General features: G+C 34.4%; 17 protein-coding genes. 11 read left to right on the plus strand and 6 right to left on the minus strand.

Going from position 1 to position 22448, the window contains the following annotated elements; genetic code table 11:
* Positions 1–15: 15 nt before the first annotated feature.
* Positions 16–2559 (minus strand): adenosylcobalamin-dependent ribonucleoside-diphosphate reductase, encoded by a 2544-nt coding sequence (locus tag DNU06_RS13415; RefSeq protein WP_379659528.1) that lies wholly within the window; start codon positions 2557–2559, stop codon positions 16–18.
* 353 nt (positions 2560–2912) lie between these two features.
* Between DNU06_RS13415 and dprA the strand changes: the two genes are divergently transcribed.
* Positions 2913–4070 carry a DNA-processing protein DprA gene (gene dprA, locus DNU06_RS13420; protein ID WP_146239248.1) on the plus strand — a complete coding sequence of 386 codons (1158 nt, stop codon included), beginning with the start codon at positions 2913–2915 and terminating at the stop codon, positions 4068–4070.
* On the opposite strand, the gene DNU06_RS13425 is transcribed toward dprA, so the two are convergent.
* Together DNU06_RS13425 and DNU06_RS13430 are read right to left on the minus strand one after the other, a co-directional pair.
* A complete protein-coding gene (locus tag DNU06_RS13425; RefSeq protein ID WP_146239249.1) occupies positions 4063–4440 on the minus strand; it encodes a hypothetical protein in 378 nt (125 codons plus the stop codon). The two genes, dprA and DNU06_RS13425, sit on opposite strands and share 8 nt — an antisense overlap.
* Before the next feature lies 1 nt (position 4441).
* Positions 4442–4903 (minus strand): Lrp/AsnC family transcriptional regulator, encoded by a 462-nt coding sequence (locus tag DNU06_RS13430; protein ID WP_111064007.1) that lies wholly within the window; start codon positions 4901–4903, stop codon positions 4442–4444.
* A 145-nt stretch (positions 4904–5048) separates the two neighbouring features.
* On the opposite strand from DNU06_RS13430, the gene DNU06_RS13435 reads away from it, so the two are divergent.
* Complete coding sequence (locus DNU06_RS13435; RefSeq protein ID WP_111064008.1) at positions 5049–6281, plus strand: cystathionine gamma-synthase family protein; 1233 nt, start codon at positions 5049–5051, stop codon at positions 6279–6281.
* Between the two features lie 95 nt (positions 6282–6376).
* Positions 6377–7096 (plus strand): hypothetical protein, encoded by a 720-nt coding sequence (locus DNU06_RS13440; RefSeq protein WP_111064009.1) that lies wholly within the window; start codon positions 6377–6379, stop codon positions 7094–7096.
* 6 nt (positions 7097–7102) lie between these two features.
* Here the strand turns inward: DNU06_RS13440 and DNU06_RS18125 are convergent, their stop codons facing one another.
* Positions 7103–7231: a hypothetical protein gene (locus DNU06_RS18125; protein ID WP_262510053.1), complete on the minus strand. Its 129-nt coding sequence runs from the start codon at positions 7229–7231 to the stop codon at positions 7103–7105.
* A gap of 292 nt (positions 7232–7523) precedes the next feature.
* Here DNU06_RS18125 and DNU06_RS13445 point away from each other — a divergent pair, with 292 nt between their 5' ends.
* Entirely contained in the window at positions 7524–8246 is a 723-nt protein-coding gene (locus tag DNU06_RS13445) for a DUF1796 family putative cysteine peptidase (RefSeq protein WP_111064010.1), read from the plus strand.
* 123 nt (positions 8247–8369) lie between these two features.
* Here DNU06_RS13445 and DNU06_RS13450 read toward each other — a convergent pair whose 3' ends face one another.
* Together DNU06_RS13450 and DNU06_RS13455 are read right to left on the minus strand one after the other, a co-directional pair.
* Positions 8370–9071, minus strand: a complete 702-nt coding sequence (locus DNU06_RS13450) for an SDR family oxidoreductase (RefSeq protein WP_111064011.1) — start codon at positions 9069–9071, stop codon at positions 8370–8372.
* Positions 9072–9106: 35 nt separating this feature from the next.
* Positions 9107–9928 carry a TerB family tellurite resistance protein gene (locus DNU06_RS13455; RefSeq protein WP_111064012.1) on the minus strand — a complete coding sequence of 274 codons (822 nt, stop codon included), beginning with the start codon at positions 9926–9928 and terminating at the stop codon, positions 9107–9109.
* Positions 9929–10106: 178 nt separating this feature from the next.
* Between DNU06_RS13455 and DNU06_RS13460 the strand changes: the two genes are divergently transcribed.
* The 7 genes from DNU06_RS13460 (at position 10107) to ispG (ending at position 22331) form a co-directional block, all read left to right on the plus strand.
* Positions 10107–11567: an NAD(P)/FAD-dependent oxidoreductase gene (locus tag DNU06_RS13460; protein ID WP_111064013.1), complete on the plus strand. Its 1461-nt coding sequence runs from the start codon at positions 10107–10109 to the stop codon at positions 11565–11567.
* A 623-nt stretch (positions 11568–12190) separates the two neighbouring features.
* On the plus strand, positions 12191–14002 hold the full coding sequence (locus DNU06_RS13465) for an alkaline phosphatase PhoX (protein ID WP_111064014.1): 1812 nt from the start codon (positions 12191–12193) through the stop codon (positions 14000–14002).
* 71 nt (positions 14003–14073) lie between these two features.
* Positions 14074–15957, plus strand: a complete 1884-nt coding sequence (locus DNU06_RS13470; protein ID WP_158526901.1) for a cytochrome-c peroxidase — start codon at positions 14074–14076, stop codon at positions 15955–15957.
* Between the two features lie 77 nt (positions 15958–16034).
* Positions 16035–17114: a 23S rRNA (adenine(2503)-C(2))-methyltransferase RlmN gene (gene rlmN, locus DNU06_RS13475; RefSeq protein WP_111064016.1), complete on the plus strand. Its 1080-nt coding sequence runs from the start codon at positions 16035–16037 to the stop codon at positions 17112–17114.
* Positions 17115–18644 carry a hypothetical protein gene (locus tag DNU06_RS13480; protein ID WP_111064017.1) on the plus strand — a complete coding sequence of 510 codons (1530 nt, stop codon included), beginning with the start codon at positions 17115–17117 and terminating at the stop codon, positions 18642–18644.
* Positions 18645–18845: 201 nt separating this feature from the next.
* Positions 18846–20363 (plus strand): GH3 auxin-responsive promoter family protein, encoded by a 1518-nt coding sequence (locus DNU06_RS13485; RefSeq protein WP_111064018.1) that lies wholly within the window; start codon positions 18846–18848, stop codon positions 20361–20363.
* Positions 20364–20390: 27 nt separating this feature from the next.
* Positions 20391–22331: a (E)-4-hydroxy-3-methylbut-2-enyl-diphosphate synthase gene (gene ispG / locus DNU06_RS13490; RefSeq protein WP_111064019.1), complete on the plus strand. Its 1941-nt coding sequence runs from the start codon at positions 20391–20393 to the stop codon at positions 22329–22331.
* Positions 22332–22448 lie beyond the last annotated feature (117 nt).

Below are 22448 nucleotides of genomic sequence, written 5' to 3' on the forward strand. Positions count from 1 at the left end.
ATTATTTCAATGTGATTAGCCACATTTAGAAGAGCCACAATCTTTACAAGATAAACAGCCTTCTTGATAAATTAAATTGGTGGAATTACAATTTTCACATTTTTGATTTTTAGCTTCTGTACCATCTACAATGTATCTTTTTAATGCACGGGCCACTCCATTTTTCCAAGTATTAATTGCTTCTGTATCCAATTGCAAAGTACTGATTAGGTGTACCGCTTTTTCAATTGGCATACCATGACGCAAAGTACCTGAAATTAATTTAGCATAATTCCAATACTCTTGTTCAAACTTATGCGATAACCCTTCAATGGTGGTCTTATATCCTCTTTTATTAATGTATTGAAAATCATATCTCGACTTTCCTTCAGCATTTTGTGCTTTAATAATAAAACCATTATTCACCCAACGTGGAATCAAAATACCATCTTCATCATCTGCCAAACCAGTAAATATTTCATAAGGCTTACCATCAATCAATCCAATAAAGGCGATCCACTTTTCTTTATTATTCTGTAAACGAACTACATCTGCCTCTAAAATTTCAGGGCGTTTAGTCGGGAAGTTTTGAAATTCATTTCCTTTTTCTTCTTCTTTTTCTGGTGCATCATTTGCAATCAGTACACCTGATCTTGATCCATCACGGTAAACGGTTAACCCTTTACAACCCGACTTCCAAGCTTCCATATACAATTCGCCCACCAAGGCTTCATCCACATCATTTGGGAGATTAATGGTTACAGAAATTGAATGATCAACCCATTGTTGCACGGCACCTTGCAAATGAACTTTACTCACCCAATCCACATCATTTGAAGTGGCTTTATAATAAGGTGATTTTTTGATTAATTCATCAATTTCAGATTGGCTATAATTCACTTCTGTATCCAAACCATTCACGGTCATCCAAGTTTTAAATTTATGGTGGAATACGGTGTATTCTTCCCAAGAATCTCCAATCTCATCTACAAAATCAATGGTCGCATTTTTATCGTTTGGATTTACTTTTCTTCTTCTTTTATATACCGGTAAAAACACTGGCTCAATCCCTGAGGTAGTCTGTGTCATTAAACTCGTTGTTCCTGTTGGTGCAATGGTCAATAAGGCAATATTTCTACGGCCATATTCCCCCATGTCATAATACAATTTTTCATCCACTTCTTTTAAACGTTGAATGAAAGGGTTGTTCACTTCTTTTTCAAAATTATACACTGGGAAAGCGCCTCTATCTCTAGCCATATATACAGAAGCTCTATAAGTTTCAACTGCAAGCATTTGGTGAACTTTAACAGAAAATTTATTTGCATCTTCAGCCCCATAAGTCAAGCCCAAAGCCGCCAGCATATCTCCTTCAGCAGTAATACCAATACCCGTTCTTCTACCTTGCTCAGCTTTGTGCTTAATATTTTGCCACAATTCTCTTTCTACACGTTTTACACTTTGATTTTCTGGATCATCCTCAATTTTAGCTAAAATGGTATCAATCTTTTCTAATTCTAAATCAATGATATCATCCATTATTCTTTGTGCCATTGAAATATGGCTCGTAAATAAAGGAAAATTAAAGGAAGCTTCTTCAGTAAAAGGGTTTTCAACATAGCTATATAAATTAATAGCCAATAACCTACAGGAGTCATAAGCACATAATGGAATCTCTCCACATGGGTTAGTCGAAACAGTTTTAAATCCTTCCTCTGCATAACAATCCGCTACAGATTGGTTGATAATGGTATCCCAGAATAAAATACCTGGTTCTGCAGATTTCCATGCATTATGCACAATTTTTGACCATAAATGACCTGCTTTTACTTCTTTAGTAACTTTTGGATTATCGCTTTTAATCGGATATTTTTGAACATAACTTGTATCCGCAGCAACTGCTCTCATAAAATCATCATCAATTCTTACAGAAACATTTGCACCAGTAACTTTTCCTTGCTCTAATTTTGCATCAATAAAATCTTCTGCATCAGGATGGTTAATAGATACAGATAACATTAATGCCCCTCTTCTACCATCTTGCGCTACTTCTCTTGTACTATTAGAATACCTTTCCATAAATGGCACTAATCCCGTTGAAGTCAAGGCCGAATTTTTTACAGCGGAACCTTTTGGACGAATATGAGACAAATCGTGACCAACACCACCTCTACGTTTCATTAATTGAACCTGCTCTTGGTCAATTTTTAAAATACCACCATAAGAATCAGAATTATCATCATTTCCAATTACAAAACAGTTCGACAAAGAACCTGTTTGAAAATCATTCCCAATTCCTGCCATTGGACTCCCTTGAGGAACAATATATTTAAAATCTTTTATTAAATCATAAATGTCATTCTCCGAAACTGGATTTGCATACTTATTTTCAACACGAGCAATTTCCCTTGACAATCGCCTATGCATTTGATCTGGATTGCTTTCATAAATATTACCTTCGGAATCTTTTAAAGCATATTTATTTATCCAAACTTGTGCTGCCAAATCATCCCCTTTAAAATAGTTTAAAGCGTCTGCTAAAGCTTCTTCATAGGTATAGGTTTTTAGGTCGTTGATCATTTCCATTTTTTGGGTTTTTATTTTAAACAAAGTTACATTTTTTTGAAACAAGTAACTGAATAAATATTTCAATGTTTACAAATTTCAACCCTTAAAACTCTCTATTACTGTTTATTAAAATTTTTGAACAATCAAAAAGTTAACAAATAATACAATTAAATATAAATTAATGTTGTGTTAGTTAAATAATAATGATATGGTGTTAGACCTGTAAAATTTGTTTATAATTTCAATTATTCGAAGCTATAAATTACAATAAATACTGATGGACAATTTCAGTACTTAGACAAGCCCAACAAAACAATTTCTTGGCAGCCTTAAACCGCACTTATCTGGAGCAATCCGAAATAAAAATGTTTATAATTATCCATCAGGAAAGGTGGAAAATTATCATTTATTCTTTATTTTTAAGCTTGATGCAACAAAAAATATACGAAATCGCCTTGTCATTAATGAATGGTATCGGTCCCAAAAGAGCCAAGACATTGGTCTCGTATTTAGGTTCTGCCGAGGAGGTGTTTAAGGTGAGACATAAAATTGATGCGCTCATTCCAGGAGTAAGCAAACAATTGTTAAAAGCCGTAAAATGGGAAGAATGTTTGCAAAGGGCAGAAATAGAATTAGAATGGATGGATAAAAATAGCATTGATGTACATTTTTACCTAGACCAAAATTACCCAAAAAAACTAAAACAGTGTGATGATGGTCCTGTTGTTTTTTATGCAAAAGGAGGACATTACAACAAGCGTAAGAATATTGCCGTAGTCGGCACTAGAAAATGCACGAGTTATGGTGTACAAATGACGAGAGATTTGATACATGGCTTAAAAGATTTTAACGTGCAAATTGTCAGCGGTCTTGCATTTGGTATCGATATTGCAGCCCATAAGGCAGCCTTGGAATTTGACGTGCCAACCATTGGTGTTCTAGCCCATGGACTAGATGATCTATATCCAGTTGGACACAAATCAACGGCAAAAAAAATGCTGGAAAATGGCGGTGGATTGATTTCAGAATTTATGAGTAACACTGTAGCAGAAAAGGAAAATTTTCCAAAGCGAAATAGGATTGTAGCAGGCATGTGTGACGCCACCATTGTTGTTGAAAGCTCTCAAAAAGGCGGATCATTAATCACTGCAGGACTAGCAAACGACTATAACCGTGATGTTTTTGCTTTTCCTGGCAACGCCGATAAAACTAGCTCAGTGGGTTGTAACTATTTAATTCAAAAAAATAGGGCCCATCTCATTACATGCGCACAAGACATGATTGATATTTTAGGCTGGCAAGATGAATTAGCTTCTACCCCTATTCAAACAGATTTATTTACCAGCTATTCTCCAGAAGAAGAAAAAATACTGAACATTTTAAGAGAGAAAGGCATTACACAGATTGACGATTTATGTCATTTTTGTGCCATGACCGTTAGTCAACTTTCAGTACAACTTTTCAACTTAGAAATGAAAGGCGCCATTAGAGCACTATCAGGTAAACGTTTTGAATTTATTTAGTAATCAACAACTCGATTATATAGTCACTCCATGGAATATCCGCATTTGTTTTGACTGGAGAAACTGAAAGAATTTTAAACGTATACCCCAAGGTATCTTTAGCACTTTGCGTATTCATTTTTACCTGGGCGTCATTAATGATAAAACTTGCAACTACTTGCCCTTCCCAAATACAATTTGTCTCTTCGGGACAACGCGAATCTTCTACTACTTCAAAACCATTAATCTTAAGATCCGTTTTAGCCATATCCACCTTTTGATTCGGCATCATACGGAATGAACTCCCCAAGCTTGCGTTTAAACTTGTTTTCCCGCAACTACTCAATAAACAAGCGAAGGCTACTGTACTAATTATAAATCTTTTTTTCATTTTAATTATGATAAATGCCATCCTTTTTTATCTCACTGACAACAAAGGAAGAATGAACGTTTCCTATGTTTTTAATCTTTGACAATCGCTCGGTTAAAAAATCACGATAGTCATCCATATTTTTCACCAACACCTTTAACAAATAATCATGCTCACCAGAAACGTGGTGGCATTCAATTACAGCATCAATAGAAACAACTTGCCTTTCGAAGTTAGCTAAAAATTCTTTGGTATGTTCTTTTAAAGAGACATGTGTATAAATCAATAAATTTAAACCCAACTTTTTTGCATTTACTTTGGCAACGTATTTTTCAATCACCCCTTCTCGCTCCAACCTTTTAATTCGTTCATACACAGGTGTAGTGGTCAAATCTAACTGAGCAGCAACTTGTTTGGTATTTAAATCAGAATTATTTTGAAGAATTTGAATTATTTTTCTGTCCGTTTTATCTAACTCCTTCATAGTTTAAAATTCTAAATATATTGAATTATTGACAAAATATAGATTTTGAATCTATAAAATAAACCATCTACAAGTATATTTTCTAGTTAAACTTATTTATGTGGTTTTCTGAAATGAACTTCTTTAGTTTTACTCAAAAAAAAACATGCGCAAACCAGAATCTCAAATGATGTCATACGGCTACAAACCTTCATTATCGGAAGGAGCCATTAAATGTCCGATCTTTCAAACCTCAACCTTTGTTTTTAAATCAGCAGAAGAAGGAAAAGCCTTCTTTGAATTGGCTTATGGATTAAGAGAGCAAGATGAAAACGAGGAAATGGGTCTGATTTATAGTCGACTAAACAATCCAGACTTAGAGATTTTAGAAAACAGATTATCCTTGTGGGACGAAGCAGAAGACTGTGCAGTTTTTGAAAGTGGCATGGCTGCGATCTCCACAGTTTTGATGGAATTTTTAGCACCAGGGGACTTGTTGTTATATAGTAATCCAATTTATGGAGGATCTGATCATTTTATCAAGCACGTATTGACAAAATATGGGATTCATATTTTACCATTTGACGCGAAGGATAACGAAGAAGCAATAATTGAAAAATTAAACGCAAGTGGCTTGGCAAACAAATTAGCTTTGGTATACATTGAAACACCTGCAAACCCGACAAATGCTTTGATTGACATTGCCATTTGCCATAAAATTGCCAATCAATTTTCAACAGAAGAAAAGGAAGTGATTTTAGCCGTGGATAATACTTACATGGGACCTGTTTGGCAACATCCAATAAAACATGGCGCTGATTTGGTCATGTATTCAGCCACAAAATATATTGGTGGACACAGTGATGTGATTGCAGGAGCTGTTTTAGGAAACAAAGCGAACATGGGTAGAATTAAAGGCATGCGTACTTTCTTGGGTAACCAAACCAGTCCGAACACAGGTTGGTTGTTGATGAGAAGTTTAGAAACTTTGAAATTGAGAATGGACAAACAAGAAGAAAACGCTGCTGCGGTAGCTGAGTATTTAGCTGGACATGAATTGGTGGAAAAGATATATTACTTAGGCATGCTGGAAGGGGAACAACAAGCAATATTTAATAGACAATGTGAAGGTACAGGCGCCATGGTTTCTTTCGACATTAAAGGAGGAGAAAAAGCGGCCTTTAAATTTTTAAATAACTTAAAATTAATCAAGCTGGCAGTAAGTTTAGGTGGCACAGAATCATTGGCAGAACACCCAGCTTCAATGACCCACGCAGGCGTAGATAAAATTGAAAGAGAACACCATGATGTAACAGATAACTTGGTAAGACTTTCTATTGGCGTAGAACATTACACCGATATCATTGAAGATGTGGCTCAGGCATTAAAAAGTGTGTAAAGTATTATATATTTGACATTTAAAAAGGGGATTGATAAAAACCAATCCCCTTTTTAATTATATTTACATGCCTAAACCCATATTACGAGTAGTTTATGAAATTGTATACCTATGTATTGAACATACTATTAAGTACTTTTATCATTTCATTTTCTTCAAACTCCATTGCTCAAAAACAAATCTCTATTTACAGCAGTATTAGTCCATACGGACTGCCAATAAACAGAGAAAAACTAACGCTTACAAAAATTGGAACGCAGACAAATAAATACCTTACCTCACAATATTTCTCAATAGGCATAAGTGATCTATATAAAAAAAACATCCTTTTTAGTCTTGAATTCACCATTCAAAATACTGCTTTTGATGTAAAAAAGACAAATGCATTTCCCGAATACCCAATGAATGAATTTGAGTGGGTTTCATCAACTTACAAATTAAACCAAATCAGCAGAAGACTGGGATTTAGACTTGACTATATACTCTCTAAAGATCAAAAAATTAGACCTATTGCAGGATGGTCAATTCACCTAAGAAGAGACTTCTATTACATAGAAAAAGGATCGACTACCTATCAAAATATTAATTCAAATCAAACCAAAAAAAATGATTTTGTAGCAGCAACAAAACTCCAAAACCTTTATGTCTTTTATGACATTCGTTTTGGCGCTTTATATGCCTTCAACCACAAATTATCATTAATGGCCGCGCTGGAATTATCAGCTGGAAAAATAGCTAAAGAATACCTTTCTTATCCTGATCAAATTTTCAAATTCGAATTAGCAATTCCTATTAGCTTCCGCTATACCTTATAATTTTCCCTAAAAAGGATTGGTCGCCCAAACACTGACTTCGGGTACAAATCCCCGGTTGTCCATTTCTGAATTTTGTACAATTACATGCGCAATTTCTTCGGGCCTTAATTTATTATCGACCACTTCTTTTTCCACACGATCGGTTTGGTTAAACGCAGTGGTGACCTCCGAAGGATTGACTAAAAATAACTTAACAAACCAAATTCTAGCGTTTTTAAAATGGAATTTACGCCTTGTATTCGCAGGGAAGATTAGTTCAGTATAGTTTAAAAATATTACTTATTTTTGCCCTAATGAATACTTATAGGTTTTTTATTTATTACTCATTTTTATATTGAAAATTCACTTTCGTAAAATATGACTACATCATACATGAAACCGTTGTGCACAACTAAAAACCTCTCCAAATTACAAACATATTTTTTATATGAAATTGAAAAAATTACTTAAAGAAGTTAAAAAAAAATATTTAGATCTAATAAAAAAAGAATCAGATACACACTATCTTTCTATCGGCGAAAACTGTCTGACAGACAATATTTTAGATAGACACAATTTAAAAAGCTTCAGCACGCCTTATTCACACGGCAGGAGTAATTTAGATTACGCAATAAAATTAGAAAAAGATAATTATCAAAATCTTTTATCCACAGAACACCTATTCTATGATTATGTAGGTGAAAATAAAGTAGTCAGAAACAAGCACTACTCTCAATCTGATGATATATATGTTGAAATTCATCAAAATGGATTTGAATTCACTCATCATGATGTAATGAATAATGAGCCACAAAGAAAAAGTTATGAAAGAAAAATTCTTAGAATGACTTCTTTCGATAATAGTAAAAAGCTAAAATTCGTATACCATTATAGAATTAACAAAAATAAAAACCTCAAACTTATAATAAACAAAGCGGAAGAGTTTTTAAGCTATTATCAAAAAAAAGGTATCGAATGTGAATTCATATTTTTCACACAAGAAATTATTTCTCAAAAAGAAGAAAGAAAGTTAATAAAAGTTCACGACTCCAAAAGTGTAAAAGGATTTATTTTAAATACATTAGAGATTTGGGGTGGTGATGATGATGATGTATTCTGGGCAAAAAAAGATGATGATTTATTAAAAAAAATGATAAAAGAAATCCAATAGCAGCATGTCACATTTTAACATCTTCCAACAGATCAATAAATAATATTAGTATCCAATGTATCGCATTTTTTCAAATTCGAATTAGCAATTCCTATTAGCTTCCGCTATACCTTATAATTTTCCCTAAAAAGGATTGGTCGCCCAAACACTGACTTCGGGTACAAATCCCCGGTTGTCCATTTCTAAATTTTGTACAATTACATGCGCAATTTCTTCGGGCCTTAATTTATTATCAACCACTTCTTTTTCCACACGATCGGTTTGGTTAAACGCTGTGGTGACCTCCGAAGGGTTGACTAAAAACACACGAATATTGTCTTTTCTGAGTTCTGCTTGCCAACATTGGGTCAAAGCGCGGACAGCAAACTTAGAAGCGGTATAAACCGAACCATGTGCAAAGCCTTTTAAGGCCGCGGTAGACCCGATATTAATGATATTCCCACTTTGTTGCTCTTTAAAAGTCGGCAATAAAGCTTGTGTTAACATGGTTAGTCCAAAAACGTTGGTATTAAAAACACGTTGCAGACCTGCTAAGGTGATATCTCCTAATAACCCAAACTCACCAATACCTGCATTATTTAACAAGACATCAATACCCCCTAATTTTTTTAAAACGATTGCAACATTTTCGGCTATATGATCAGTATCAGCTAAATCAAACACCATAGCCATGGCACCAATTTCTTGGGCAGCTTTTTCAACCCTTTCTTTATTGCGACCAGTGATTAAAACAGTAGCCCCTTTTTCAACCATCATCAGCGCAGTTGCTTTACCAATACCCAAACTTCCACCAGTCACTAATATTTTTTTGCCTTTTAAATCCATTTTAACTTTTTGTTACAAGATAACACATTTCCAAATTACATTCCACGACTCACTTTTACCCTCTCATACGCTTCCAATATTTTTTGAAACTTAATACTTGCACTTTCTTGAAATTTTTCACCCAAATGAGAAATTTTATCCGGATGGTGAATATTAGCCAATTTTCTAAAAGCTTTCTTCACCTTTAAATCAGAAGTATTTTCATTTACACCTAAAATTTGATAACTGTTTTTTAGTCCAATTTTTGAAGGGACGGCGTTTCGTTGGTATCTTCGTTTCTGCTCTTTTTCATTAGGTTGATACCCTAACATAGCCAATATGGAAATCAGTATTTTTTTATGGACATGAAGGTATTTTGCAATCGTCTCGAGCAACACAAATTCTTCGTCTGATATTTTCCCATCAATAGCCGATAGTTTTATCAAAAAATTTATCATTTGTACCCTTTCTGCTGGACCAAAATTGCGATTAATGGTTTTACAAATAGTAAATAAGTTTTCCTCAACTGTTAAAAGAGCTACAAATTCGGTAATGTGTTTTTCAGCATATTTATCTTTAAAACTATCTTTCAAAGATTGTTTTACCCAAGTGATTTCTTTGTCACTAATTTCTCCATCAACAGCCATCAACTTTATCGACAACTTAAAAATAACGGTTAAGTATTTTTCTTCATTTCCCAAAAAACCCGCTCCAGACTTGGTTTTATAGGTGTATTTCATCAAAATATAGACAAGTATAGCCACGGTAAGAATCCAAACAAAAATTGCAAAAATTGCATTTCCAATAATTATCGCAATAATGACCCCTAAAATAGGAGGAAGAAAAATAAGTAAAAGGACAATAAGGGTACTACGCATGTAGGCGAAGATAATAAATTAGTCAATGCAGCTATTTGGACTGTGCTAGTATTAATCTTCTTAAACAAGAACTTTTATTAACCCCCTAGTAAAATTACACCTGTAAAAGCAAGTGTAATAAATGTGACATTACTTAATAGCGCTAGCCATTACCTTCGTATTATTATACAATTTAATTATGGCAAAAATAGTTATTCTTGGAGCCGGAATTGCGGGTCATACGGCCGCGGCGCATTTACGTAGAAAATTAAATAAAACACATGAAGTTTTAGTAGTGTCACCAAATAGCAATTACCAATGGGTGCCTTCAAATATCTGGGTCGGAATTGGTAAAATGACATCAAAAGACATTATATTTCCACTGAAACCACTTTACAAGAAAAAAGGCATTGGTTTCAAACAAGCAAAAGTCATGTCCTTTTATCCAGAAGGTTCAAATCAGTTAATAAAACCACATGTAAAAGTTGAATATGTGACAGGAGAGCGCGAAGGCACAGAAGAGTTAGTTGACTATGATTACTTGATCAATGCAACCGGTCCAAAATTAGCCTTTGACTTAACGCCTGGTCTTATTCCTGGCATACACAATACTTATTCAGTATGTACATTTGGTCATGCTACTGAGGCTTGGAAAGCACTAAAAGAATTAATAGCAACCGTAAAAAAAACGGGAGAAAATGCTAAAATTATAATTGGAACTGGACATGCCAAATCTACTTGTCAAGGTGCAGCTTTTGAATACATTTTAAATGTCGAAAAAGTAATTAATGATTCTGGCTTAAGAGATAAATTTGAAATTACTTGGTTGTCGAATGAATATGACTTGGGTGATTTTGGAATGGACGGGATGCTTTTAAAATACGGAAGAAAGAATATCTCTTCTGCAGAAATGGTCAAATCTGTTTTTGAAGATAGAGGAATTAAATGGATTACAAAATCTGGTGTAAACAAAATAGAAAAGGGTGTAGCCTTTTATGAAAATTTAGCGGGAGAAAGAAAAGAGGCCCATTTTGACTTTGCCATGCTCATTCCTGCTTTTTCAGGCCATGGATTTAAGTCATACGACAAAGCTGGACAAGAAAACACGAGTAAACTATTCAAAGGATTTATGCTAGTGGATGCCGATTACTCCTCAAAACCATACGAAGAATGGACTGCACAAGATTGGCCTGAAACTTATCAAAACCCAAGTTACGACAATATTTTTGCGCCTGGTATTGCCTTCGCGCCACCCCATAGCATTTCGAGACCAAGAAAAAATGAAGCCGGCACAGAAATCTATCCCGCACCACCAAGAACTGGTATGCCCTCAGGAATCACCGCCAAATTGGTAGCTGACAACATAATAGACCAGATTAAAAACAATAATAAAAATCTTTCACATAAAGGATCAATGGCAAATATGGGTGCTGCCTGTATTGCATCAGCAGGTTATGGAGCCTTTTCTGGTAGCGGTGTCAGTATAACTACTTTTCCTATTGTACCAGATTATAAAAAATATCCGAAAACCCAAGGAAGAAAACTAGGGAAAACATTTGGAGATATTGGTTTAGCAGGTCACTGGCTAAAACTAACCCTCCATTATGCGTTTTTATACAAAGCCAAAATGAAACCATTTTGGTGGATTATTCCAGAATAAATAATAACTTTTACTATGAAATTTACCAAATTGAATAAATTCACAATGAAGAATCCTTTGATTCAAGTATTTAAATTCGTTTATTTAAGTGTTAAAATTATGTTTGTGGTCGCTTTAGGTCACGGAAGCACAAGGAATTAAACAAATAAAAAACAATAGGCAATGTAGGCATGCTTTTATGACCTAACAGTAGGTGTATATTGGCATGTATTTGCAATAATTCTTGTTGTCATTTATTTAATCATACAATACTGCATATTTAAAGGAAAATTAGACGAGAACAAATACGTGGGAGCATTAATAATTACCTCTATACCCATACAGAACCCCTTCAGTTTACCTCCCTACTAATCTTTCAATTAGAATGGAATTACTTTGCAGTAAGTTAGGATTGGTAAGCCTAAAAGGTAGTTTTACCTTTGAATTTATCCTTAAATTGAATCATTCTAAATATTTACATTGGGTTATTTTATAAATAATGTAGTGCAAATTTCATAACAACAGGCTAACATAATTAGCTTAATATCTCCTCTAATATTATTAAACAGGTAAAATTGGTTTAACCAAGTTCTTTTATGTTCTCGATAATTTTGTGCCGAACAAAATAATTAAACAATCGACTCATGAAAAAAACTTTACTTTTTGCAGGATTATTTGCAACTTTAGGAGCAAGCGCCCAATTAGGCTTTAATCCACACATTGATTTCGTCAATGAAACAGATACTGTATATGTACCATCTTCATTAATAAAAAAACAAGTCCTTTTTATTGGTGGAACCCACATGGTACAAACGACAGACACTTATGGTAATCCAGCAGGTGCTTTTCCAGCAAAACAATGGCATGACTTTATTGGATTTACACCAGATAATACATCTAATGATTTAGGATGGCTTTCAGTAAATCACGAAATGGTATTGGCGGATGACAATATTGGTGATGGCGGGGGGATGACCGTATTCAAAATTAAAAGAGACCCAGTAACGGATAGTTTGATGGTAGTTTCACAAACCTTAGCGGATGGTAGAACAGGTGAATATTTCAATGTTGATTTCGCAAACACAGTAGGTGAAACAGGTATGAATTGTGGTGGTATCCAATCCTCTGCAGATGGTCGTATTTGGACCGCTGAAGAATGGTTTAGATATGGCACATCAGACATATATGCTAATGGTGCAGGTGTTAGAGATACAGCAGATTTTACCATTACAGGTTCAGGAATCGCTGTTGCGGATGGACAAACAGTTGCTAAATATGAGAACTTCAACTACATGGTTGAAATCGATCCAAAAACAGCAAGTGCAGTAAGAAAACAATATAACTGGGGTCGTCAACCTTTTGAAGGTGGTGCAATTTTACCGGACAATAAAACGGTGATTTTAGGTGCTGATAATACACCAGGTATGTTAACTAAATTTGTAGCAGATGTCGCTGGAGACTTTACGGTTGGGAAAACTTATTTCTACAAAGAAGATGCACCTACTAAATGGATTGAATTAGACAATAGTGATTTTAATAAATTATTACATTTTCAAGATGAAGCAATTGCTTTAGGTGCGACAATGTTTAACAGATTAGAATGGATTTCATATAACCCTAAAGATGGTAATGTTTACATTACAGAAACAGGTAGAGATAATCCAGCCGGATCATGGAATGATGAATATGCAGATGGTGGTATTTTTGCAAAACACCACATAGCTAGAGCAAACATGCAATATGCAACTGGACCAGACGATAGTGATTACAGAGATTACTACGGCCGTGTGCTAAAATTAGACATGACAAATAGTGACATTAGCGTACATATTGAAGGTGGACCTGATTTTGCGAGTAATGTTGATCCAACAGATTACCCAAGTACTCATCTATCTAACCCTGATGGTTTAGGATTTATTACCATTGGCGAAAAAACATATATGCTAATATGTGAAGATTTAAATGGTACATCTAACGGAAGAATGCCAATGGGAACATCTAACAAAACTTGTGAATTGTTTATGTTAGACATGGACATTAACAGCCCATCATTAAACGATTTAATTAGAATTGCAGAAGTGCCTACTGGCGCAGAGATTACAGGTGTAAGAGGTTTACCTGATGGAAAAACCATTTTATTTAACTGCCAACATCCTAGCTCTTCTAATCCTTTCCCTTATAATAACTCATGCACCATAGCATTAACAGGATTTGATAAAGGATTTTTAAGTGCACCAAAAGTTGATTATGATGCAAACGAATTAAAAATGTATCCTAATCCAGCAATTAATGTGGTTCACTTAAACAAAACTACAGACGTAGGTGTTTACGATATGAATGGCAACTTAATCCAAGTATTAAGAAACACAAATAAAATCAACGTTTCTAGTCTTTCTTCTGGAACATATATTATCCAAACAGCAGAAAAAGAAACTAAAACTTTAATTGTCGAGTAAGCATTTTCTTCAATTATCTACACACCCACCATTTGTGAAGAATGGTGGGTGTTTCTATTCAAGCAACAATTATGATTAAGACAAGTATCCTATTCGTTTTTTTAACAGTCCTTCAACTGGTTAATGCAAATACAAAACCTAGTGTATTTTTAAAACAAGATTTAATAAAAAACTATGCCTTATTGGTGGAGGAAGTCAATCAATTACAAAGGGCTACTTTGGTTGAAAAAATAGATTGGGAAGCATTAACACAAGTATTTTTTGATAGCAGAAATGCCTACAAAAATGTGGAATTACTAGTCGCTTTTTTAGACCCGGAATTTATAAACGACTACATTAATGGAGCGCCCTTATTAAAAATAGAACGAAAAACGGACGACATGACCATCCTTAATCCAAAAGGCTTTCAAATCGCAGAAGAAGTTTTATTTGAAAAAAATTTACCAGAATTTAAACTATTAGTCGAACAATTACAAGCTAGAATTATTGAATTTGGAAATCGTTTACCATCTCTTTATCTAAGCGAAAGAATTGTTTTTGAAGCCATGCGAACACAAGTTATCCGTATTACAGCCTTAGGCATTACAGGCTTCGATTCCCCATCCGGATTCAATTCTTTAGTTGAAAATAATATCACCCTTAAAAACTTAGAAAAAACAGCAAGCGCTTATTATGGTTTCTTAAATGAAAACGAGCAAGTGAAATTGAAAACAATATTTAAACAAGGGCATTCTTTTTTTGAAGTAAAAGAAATGGATGCATTCAATCGTTATCAATTTATAAAACAATTTTTAAACCCTATTTATGGTATAATATTACAAGTCCAAAAAGAACTATTTATTGAAACAAAAACCATGGTTGTAAAATCTGGATATGCTGTAAATTATGAGACAGAAAACATTTTTGATACCGACTTTTTTAATGCGGATTACTTTGCTAACTATGCTAATTCAGGTATTGAAGAAAAGAAAATAGCTTTAGGAAAAACTTTGTTTTATGATCCAATCATTTCTAAAAACAATAAAAGGGCCTGTGCCTCTTGTCACCACCCAGAAAAAGGCTTTACAGATGGTTTAAAAACAAGTGTAGCATTCAATGAAATTGGCCATATCGATCGCAATTCACCCACCTTAATCAATGCCATATTTAGTACTCGATTTTTTTGGGACAACCGAGCTGGATCACCAGAAGCACAAGCAGAACATGTTATTTTTAATCCAAAAGAACTAAACACAAATTATAATGAAATCCTAGGGAAATTAAATAGCAATTCTACCTATAAAAAATTATTCCAAGAAGCATACCCTGAAATAAAAGAAATAAATCGTCAAACCACTTTAAGTAGTCTTTCCGCATTTATTCAATCATTGAAATCTTTTAATTCCGTTTTTGACCAAAGTATAAAAGGAAAAATTCCTGTTCCTAAAGATGTAGAAGCCGGATTTAATTTATTCACTGGAAAAGCAGCTTGTGCTACCTGTCATTTTATCCCCACTTTTAGCGGCTTAGTACCGCCACTATATGTAGAAACAGAATCTGAAGTATTGGGTGTTCCTGCCTATAACGATATCAATAAAGCAATTTTGGATCAGGATTTAGGGCGATATGGAAATGGAAGACCCAAGGAAAAGGCGGACTTTTATAAAAATTCATTCAAAACTGCTACGATTAGAAACATAGAACTAACAGCTCCATATATGCACAATGGCGTTTTTAATACACTTGAAGAAGTGGTAGAATTCTACAATATTGGCGGAGGACATGGTTGGGGAATTGCTCCAGAAAATACTACCTTGCCTAGTGATGAACTGAATTTAAACGCTACAGAAATTAAGCAGTTAATTATTTTTATGCAATCTTTAACCGACACAACAGGTATGACAGCCGTTCCAACCACACTACCAACTTATAAAGACGATTTATTAAAAGACAGAAAAATTGGTGGTGTATATTAAAAATAAGTTAAAATCTATTTCCTTAAAAATAGATATATGCAGGACTTGTAATAAAACTCACTACCTTTGTGAATAGTATGGTAAGTGGTAAAGCAAATATTCGAAACCTTTCATTTGAAGAACTCACAAAAGTAGTGATAGACTTAGGGGAAAAAAAGTTCCGTGCCAAGCAGGTATATGAATGGTTATGGAAAAAAGGGGTACGCACATTTGAAGAAATGAAAAATATTCCTAAAGCACTGAATAGTGCCTTAGATGAAACATACTTTATAGATGCTTTAAAAATTACCGATTTACAAAAAAGTAATGATGGTACCGTTAAGGTAGCATTTACCAGTTTTGATGGACACGTTACCGAAGGAGTCTTGATTCCAACAGACACCAGGGTAACCGCTTGTATTTCCTCTCAAGTAGGTTGTAGCTTAGCTTGCAAGTTTTGTGCAACTGGAAGGTTAAAATTAATGCGAAATCTAAGTCCAGGCGAAATATATGACCAAGTATTGTTATTGACTAACTTATCACAAGAACATTACGAGATCAATTTGACCAACATTGTTTTTATGGGCATGGGGGAACCATTGCTTAACTTCAACAACGTAATGCAGGGTTCTGACAGAATTTGTAGCGAAGATGGACTTGGAATATCTCCAAGAAGAATTACTATTTCTACAGCTGGCATTGCTAAAATGATTGAAAAAATGGGGGAAGCACCCTTAAAATTAAACTTAGCTTTATCCTTACATGCAGCAAATGATGTAAAGCGAAGTAAAATCATGGAAATTAATGATTCTAATTCTATAGATAGGTTAGCAGAAGCATTAAGAAATTACCATGCGAATACACAACAAAGAATTACTTTCGAGTATATCATTTTTAAAGATTTCAACGATACTTTAGCAGATGCAAGTCAATTAGCTGATTTCTGTAAAAATGTCCCCGTTAAAATTAACATCATTGAATACAACCCAATTGATGATGGAGAATATGAACAAGCGGACAGACAAAAAGTAGATGCCTTTGCGGCTTTTCTAGAATCTCTTAATTTAGTAGTAAACATTCGAAGAAGTAGAGGGAAAGACATAGATGCAGCATGTGGACAATTGGCTAATAAAAACAAAGCAATTGCCTTAAAAGAAAGACCTTTAAAATTGAAATAAATGTGGCAATCCTTCAAGATTTTATTCCTTTTTTTCTTCCTTAGCTTTACAGGCTTTTCGCAAGTGAAAAGTGTGATAGAAGGAAATGAATTTGCCCGTTCTAAAGCAGAGTCGTTTAATGGTTTTGTAGGTGAAGATCAATCTGCACTGTATACTATTGATTACATATATTCCAATAAAAAAAAGAAAGAACTCATTACCAGAAAGTTTTATAAGTCTGACTTAACACTAATTAAAGAAACGGATATTTATACAAATCCAAACGAAAACTATTACGTAGACCCTTACGAGGTGTTATTAGTACAGAATAAAATTTACTTGTTTTCCATTTTCACCCACATCAAAGAACAGACTACTTCACTAGGACTTTTCATTTATTCTGAAGACCTAACCCTTCAAAGTTTTAGTATTGTAGACTCTATAGCAAAGTACGATCAAACGAATATAGTTTTTAGTGTCAGTAACGACCAACAGTCCATTTTAATGGCACAAAACCACCCCCACAACATCAACAATAAAGAAGTAGTAGATTTAACTAACTTTGATTTAACGGGTAATGTTCTCTGGCAAAAAGAATTAATCTCCCTAAACGCGGTTAGTAGAATAAATATTGAAAAAATTCAACTCGCAAACCAAAATGAAGTTTACATTTTGTGCAATTACGGATTTAATAACAATAGAAATCCAAATGTAGATGACATTAAATTATTGACCAATAAATACACCTTATGGGTCTACAATAACGAATTAAATTTTTTAAAAGAAATAGATTTAAGGTTAAAACAAAAATGGTTAAATGGCATAGCGTTAAATATCAAATCAAACGGGCATTTAAGTATAGCTGGTTTTGCCAACTCAACAAGAGACCATGCTATAGATGCTTTTTTCAATCTGGAATTAGATGAAAACTATGAAATTGTTCAAAATAATTATAAAAAACTGTCAGATAGTGAGCTAAAATCCTTCCTGCCTAAAGGAAGTAAAGATTCACAGTTAGAAGATTATCATTTAAGAAAAATAGTCATGCTAAACGACGGTTCTTTCTATATGGTTGCTGAGCATTTTTACACCTATATCGATCGTGTTTATGACCCAAGAACAAATACAACCAGTACCACAGAACATTTTAATTACGAAACAATTTTAGTTGCCTATTTTAATGCTGCTGGTGAATTTATATGGTTAAAGCGAATTCCTAAAATTCAAAACTCTACTAATGACAGGGGTTATTATTCTTCCTTTGCAAGTTTTAAATACCAAAATGATTTATACTTGTTTTATAACGATTTTGAAAAAAATGTAGAAATACCAATTGAAGACACCGAAAACATTAAACCACTATTTAATGGAAGAAGGAATGCTTTGACTTATGTGAAAATACAAAATAATGGGACTGCGATAAGAAAACACGTCAATACGGATGGCAATTATTTACTGTATGCAAAAAAATCACTGCAGATAAATGAAGAAAACATGTACCTATTGTTAGAATTAGGTAGAAAAGCAAAAATTATTGGTTTGACTTTTTAAGGAATTTGAATATTTATATATCTTTACAAAAAAATTAAGATCATGAGCGACGAAAAAAAATACACTTACTTTGATGATAGTACTGATATATTGTCACCGATTTATATAGTTCTTGCCTTAACGGTAGTCTTCCTTTTGCTTTTTGTTCTTTAAGAACAAACTTCTTTAGACAATTAAACTGTCTTTACATAGTATATGAATATGCCTTTTAATTCCATATTTTCTTGGATAATAAAAAAAAGGATTCATCAAATTGACCTCTTTAAAAAATATCCTAAAGAAGTTCAAAATGACGTTTTTCAGCAACTTATTGCACACGGTAAGAATACAGAATGGGGGAAAAAATATAACTTTGAAACTATTCAGTCGCCGCAAGATTTTGCTGACAATGTACCACTCACCAACTACGACACCTTAAAACCATACATTGATCGTCTATTGGCAGGCGAACAAAACTTATTATGGGACACAGATTCCAAATGGTTTGCAAAATCTTCTGGAACAGTTAATTCAAAAAGTAAGCTCATTCCTGTCACTAAAGAAAGCCTACAAGAATGTCATTATAAAGGTGGTAAGGATTTACTAAGCCTTTACTACAATCAAATTCCCGACAGAAAATTATACAAGGGAAAGCACCTCATCATTGGTGGTTCCGCTGAAATAAATTACCTCAGTCCCGACTCTTATTTTGGTGATTTATCGGCCATCATATTAAAAAACATGCCTTGGTGGGCAGAAATTAGACGAACGCCGGCCAAAGAAATCGCTTTAATGACCAAATGGGAAGAGAAAATTGAAAAGTTAGCTCAGGCTACCATCCATGAAGACGTTTACATATTGGCAGGTGTTCCAAGCTGGACTTTGGTACTCTGCAATCGCGTATTAGAAATCACTGGCAAATCTAACTTAAGAGAAGTTTGGCCCAACTTGGAATTATTCATGCATGGTGGTGTAAGTTTTGAACCCTATCGTGCTGAATTTAAACGATTGATTCCATTTGACGACATGCATTATTTGGAAACTTATAATGCCTCCGAAGGTTTTTTTGGCATTCAAGACGATTTATCAAATCCATCCTTATTATTGATGTTGGACTATGGGGTTTATTATGAATTTATTCCCATGAAAGAATTCAATGGCATTGACTCAACTCACGTTATTCCATTAAAAGATGTGGTAATCGGCGAAAATTATGCAATCGTAATTTCAACGAATGCAGGTCTGTGGCGACATATTATTGGCGACACGGTGATATTTCACACCACTACACCATATCGCTTTACGTTATCAGGCAGAACCAAGAGTTTTATCAATGCATTTGGAGAAGAAGTCATTGTTGAAAATGCGGATAAAGCCATTAGAAAGGCATGTGAAACACACCAAGCGAGCATTAGAGAATATACCGTAGCCCCAAAGTACATGTCGGAAGGTAAAAAAGGAGCACATGAATGGTTAATAGAATTCATCAATCCTCCGGCGCACTTGCACGAATTTGCACACACGGTGGACAGTCAATTAAAAATACTTAATTCGGACTATGAAGCCAAACGAGAATCTGATTTATCCTTACAAGCACCCATTGTCCGTCAAATGCCAAAAGGCAGTTTTGATAAATGGTTAAAATCAAAAGGAAAACTAGGTGGACAACATAAAATTCCACGATTGAGCAACGACCGCATTATTTTAGAAGAAATATTGACCCTTTCTGAGTCGGATTAGCTTATTTTCTCCTTAAATTTATCCCCTATGGAAAAAAACACACCGTATTGCAATAGTTTAATTGAATACAAACGTGTTCAAACGAAAGCTGTTAAAGTAGGAAATATCTACTTTGGTGCACATTACCCAATTCGGGTGCAATCAATGACTACTGCCGATACAATGGATACTGAAAATTCAGTAGACCAAGCCATCAGAATGATTGATGCGGGTTGCGAGTTGGTGCGATATACCGCTCCTTCAAAAAAAGAAGCGGAAAACCTAAAAGTAATTCGTCAAAAATTGGACGAAAAAGGATACCATACCCCTATTGTTGCCGACATCCATTTTACACCCAATGCGGCAGAAGTAGCAGCATTACACATTGAAAAAATTAGGGTAAACCCAGGCAATTACGCCGACAAAAAGAAATTTGAAGAAATTGAATATACCGACGCATCTTACCAAGCTGAATTGGTTCGAATTCGTGAAAAATTTACACCCTTAGTTTTATTGTGTAAACAACTTAAAAGGGCCATTAGAATTGGCACCAATCACGGGTCATTGTCCGATAGAATCATGTCGAGATACGGTGACTCTCCATTGGGAATGGTAGAATCTGCCTTGGAGTTTATCCAAATTTGTGAGGACAATGAATTTTATGATTTGGTAATTTCTATGAAATCCTCTAACCCTATTGTCATGGTACATGCTTACCGTTTATTAATGGCAAAAATGATGGAGCGGGGTAATATTTATCCTTTGCATTTAGGCGTAACCGAAGCAGGAGAAGGTGAAGATGGTAGAATTAAGTCGGCAGTTGGTATTGGCACTTTATTGGAAGATGGTTTGGGAGACACCATTCGGGTTTCCTTAACTGAAGAACCAGAATTTGAAATACCTGTCGCTAAAAAATTAGCCGAACGCTACGAGAACCGACATCATCATGCTGACATCATCCCTTTTGAAGGCGAATTACCTTATAATCCATACGAATACCAAAGAAGACATGCTAAGGAAATGATCAATGTAGGTGGTAAAAATCACCCTGTCGTTATTTCTGATTTATCGCATGTGGATGACATTAAACCGGCCCACCTTTTTGGTGCAGGTTACACTTACAACATTGGGGACGACAAGTGGAACATTAAAGAACAAGCGGTTGATTATATATTTACAGAAAATACCATCCCCACATTCCAATTGCCAGGAACATTAGGCGTGATAGTAAAAGCCGATAAATGGGAAGATAAAAATCAAGTTTACCCTTTATTTCCCTCTATAAAAGCCTTTCAAGCTACGACAAAAACTTCCAGTAAATTAAATTTTGTCCGCATTGATGCCCATGAATTGGCACTTTTAAAAGAACATAAAAATATACTAAACAATAGCAACATAGTATTGGTATTGAGTTCAAATAATTTGCACCGAATGGCTGAGCAAAGAAGGTTTTTTATGGAATTGGTCAAGCTTGATATTCAAACACCTATTATTCCATATAAAACCTATGCAGATATCGACAATGAAGCTTTTCAGCTTTATGCATCTACCGACTTTGGTGCTTTGTTAATTGATGGTTTTTCGGACGGGATTTGGATACACACTGAAAATTGTTCTAACCTACAATTAAATACCAGTACGGCATTTGGTATTTTACAAGCAACGCGTACTCGTATTTCAAAAACGGACTATATTTCTTGTCCATCTTGTGGCCGAACCTTATTTGATTTGCAAATTACTACAGCAAAAATCAGAAACAGGACCAACCATTTAAAAGGATTGAAGATTGGCATTATGGGCTGTATTGTGAATGGTCCGGGTGAAATGGCAGATGCTGATTATGGTTATGTAGGTGTTGGTAAGGGAAAAATTAACCTTTACAAAGAAAAAACAGTAGTCAAGAAAAACGTGACCGAAGAAGAAGCGGTGAATGAATTGGTAGAACTGATTAAGGAATATGGTGATTGGGTAGAGCCGAAAGTGAATTGAAGAAGCTAAATAATTTTAGTATTACTTCGTAAAATGTTCTCGATACCATTTATTTAAAATACGCTCGTATTGTAACAAATCTCCCGATAGCAATCGGGACGAACGGACAACTATCTT

This window comes from Putridiphycobacter roseus (assembly GCF_003234935.1).
Taxonomy (GTDB): Bacteria; Bacteroidota; Bacteroidia; order Flavobacteriales_D; family Crocinitomicaceae; genus Putridiphycobacter; species Putridiphycobacter roseus.

What these genes read in the sequence shown, in the direction of transcription:
- DNU06_RS13415 (WP_379659528.1), bottom strand. Translation starts at nt 2,559, where the DNA reads ATGATCAACGACCTAAAAACCTATACCTATGAAGAAGCTTTAGCAGAC.
- dprA (WP_146239248.1), top strand. Translation starts at nt 2,913, where the DNA reads ATGTTTATAATTATCCATCAGGAAAGGTGGAAAATTATCATTTATTCT.
- DNU06_RS13425 (WP_146239249.1), bottom strand. Translation starts at nt 4,440, where the DNA reads ATGAAAAAAAGATTTATAATTAGTACAGTAGCCTTCGCTTGTTTATTG.
- DNU06_RS13430 (WP_111064007.1), bottom strand. Translation starts at nt 4,903, where the DNA reads ATGAAGGAGTTAGATAAAACGGACAGAAAAATAATTCAAATTCTTCAA.
- DNU06_RS13435 (WP_111064008.1), top strand. Translation starts at nt 5,049, where the DNA reads ATGCGCAAACCAGAATCTCAAATGATGTCATACGGCTACAAACCTTCA.
- DNU06_RS13440 (WP_111064009.1), top strand. Translation starts at nt 6,377, where the DNA reads ATGAAATTGTATACCTATGTATTGAACATACTATTAAGTACTTTTATC.
- DNU06_RS13445 (WP_111064010.1), top strand. Translation starts at nt 7,524, where the DNA reads ATGAAATTGAAAAAATTACTTAAAGAAGTTAAAAAAAAATATTTAGAT.
- DNU06_RS13450 (WP_111064011.1), bottom strand. Translation starts at nt 9,071, where the DNA reads ATGGATTTAAAAGGCAAAAAAATATTAGTGACTGGTGGAAGTTTGGGT.
- DNU06_RS13455 (WP_111064012.1), bottom strand. Translation starts at nt 9,928, where the DNA reads ATGCGTAGTACCCTTATTGTCCTTTTACTTATTTTTCTTCCTCCTATT.
- DNU06_RS13460 (WP_111064013.1), top strand. Translation starts at nt 10,107, where the DNA reads ATGGCAAAAATAGTTATTCTTGGAGCCGGAATTGCGGGTCATACGGCC.
- DNU06_RS13465 (WP_111064014.1), top strand. Translation starts at nt 12,191, where the DNA reads ATGAAAAAAACTTTACTTTTTGCAGGATTATTTGCAACTTTAGGAGCA.
- DNU06_RS13470 (WP_158526901.1), top strand. Translation starts at nt 14,074, where the DNA reads ATGATTAAGACAAGTATCCTATTCGTTTTTTTAACAGTCCTTCAACTG.
- rlmN (WP_111064016.1), top strand. Translation starts at nt 16,035, where the DNA reads ATGGTAAGTGGTAAAGCAAATATTCGAAACCTTTCATTTGAAGAACTC.
- DNU06_RS13480 (WP_111064017.1), top strand. Translation starts at nt 17,115, where the DNA reads ATGTGGCAATCCTTCAAGATTTTATTCCTTTTTTTCTTCCTTAGCTTT.
- DNU06_RS13485 (WP_111064018.1), top strand. Translation starts at nt 18,846, where the DNA reads ATGCCTTTTAATTCCATATTTTCTTGGATAATAAAAAAAAGGATTCAT.
- ispG (WP_111064019.1), top strand. Translation starts at nt 20,391, where the DNA reads ATGGAAAAAAACACACCGTATTGCAATAGTTTAATTGAATACAAACGT.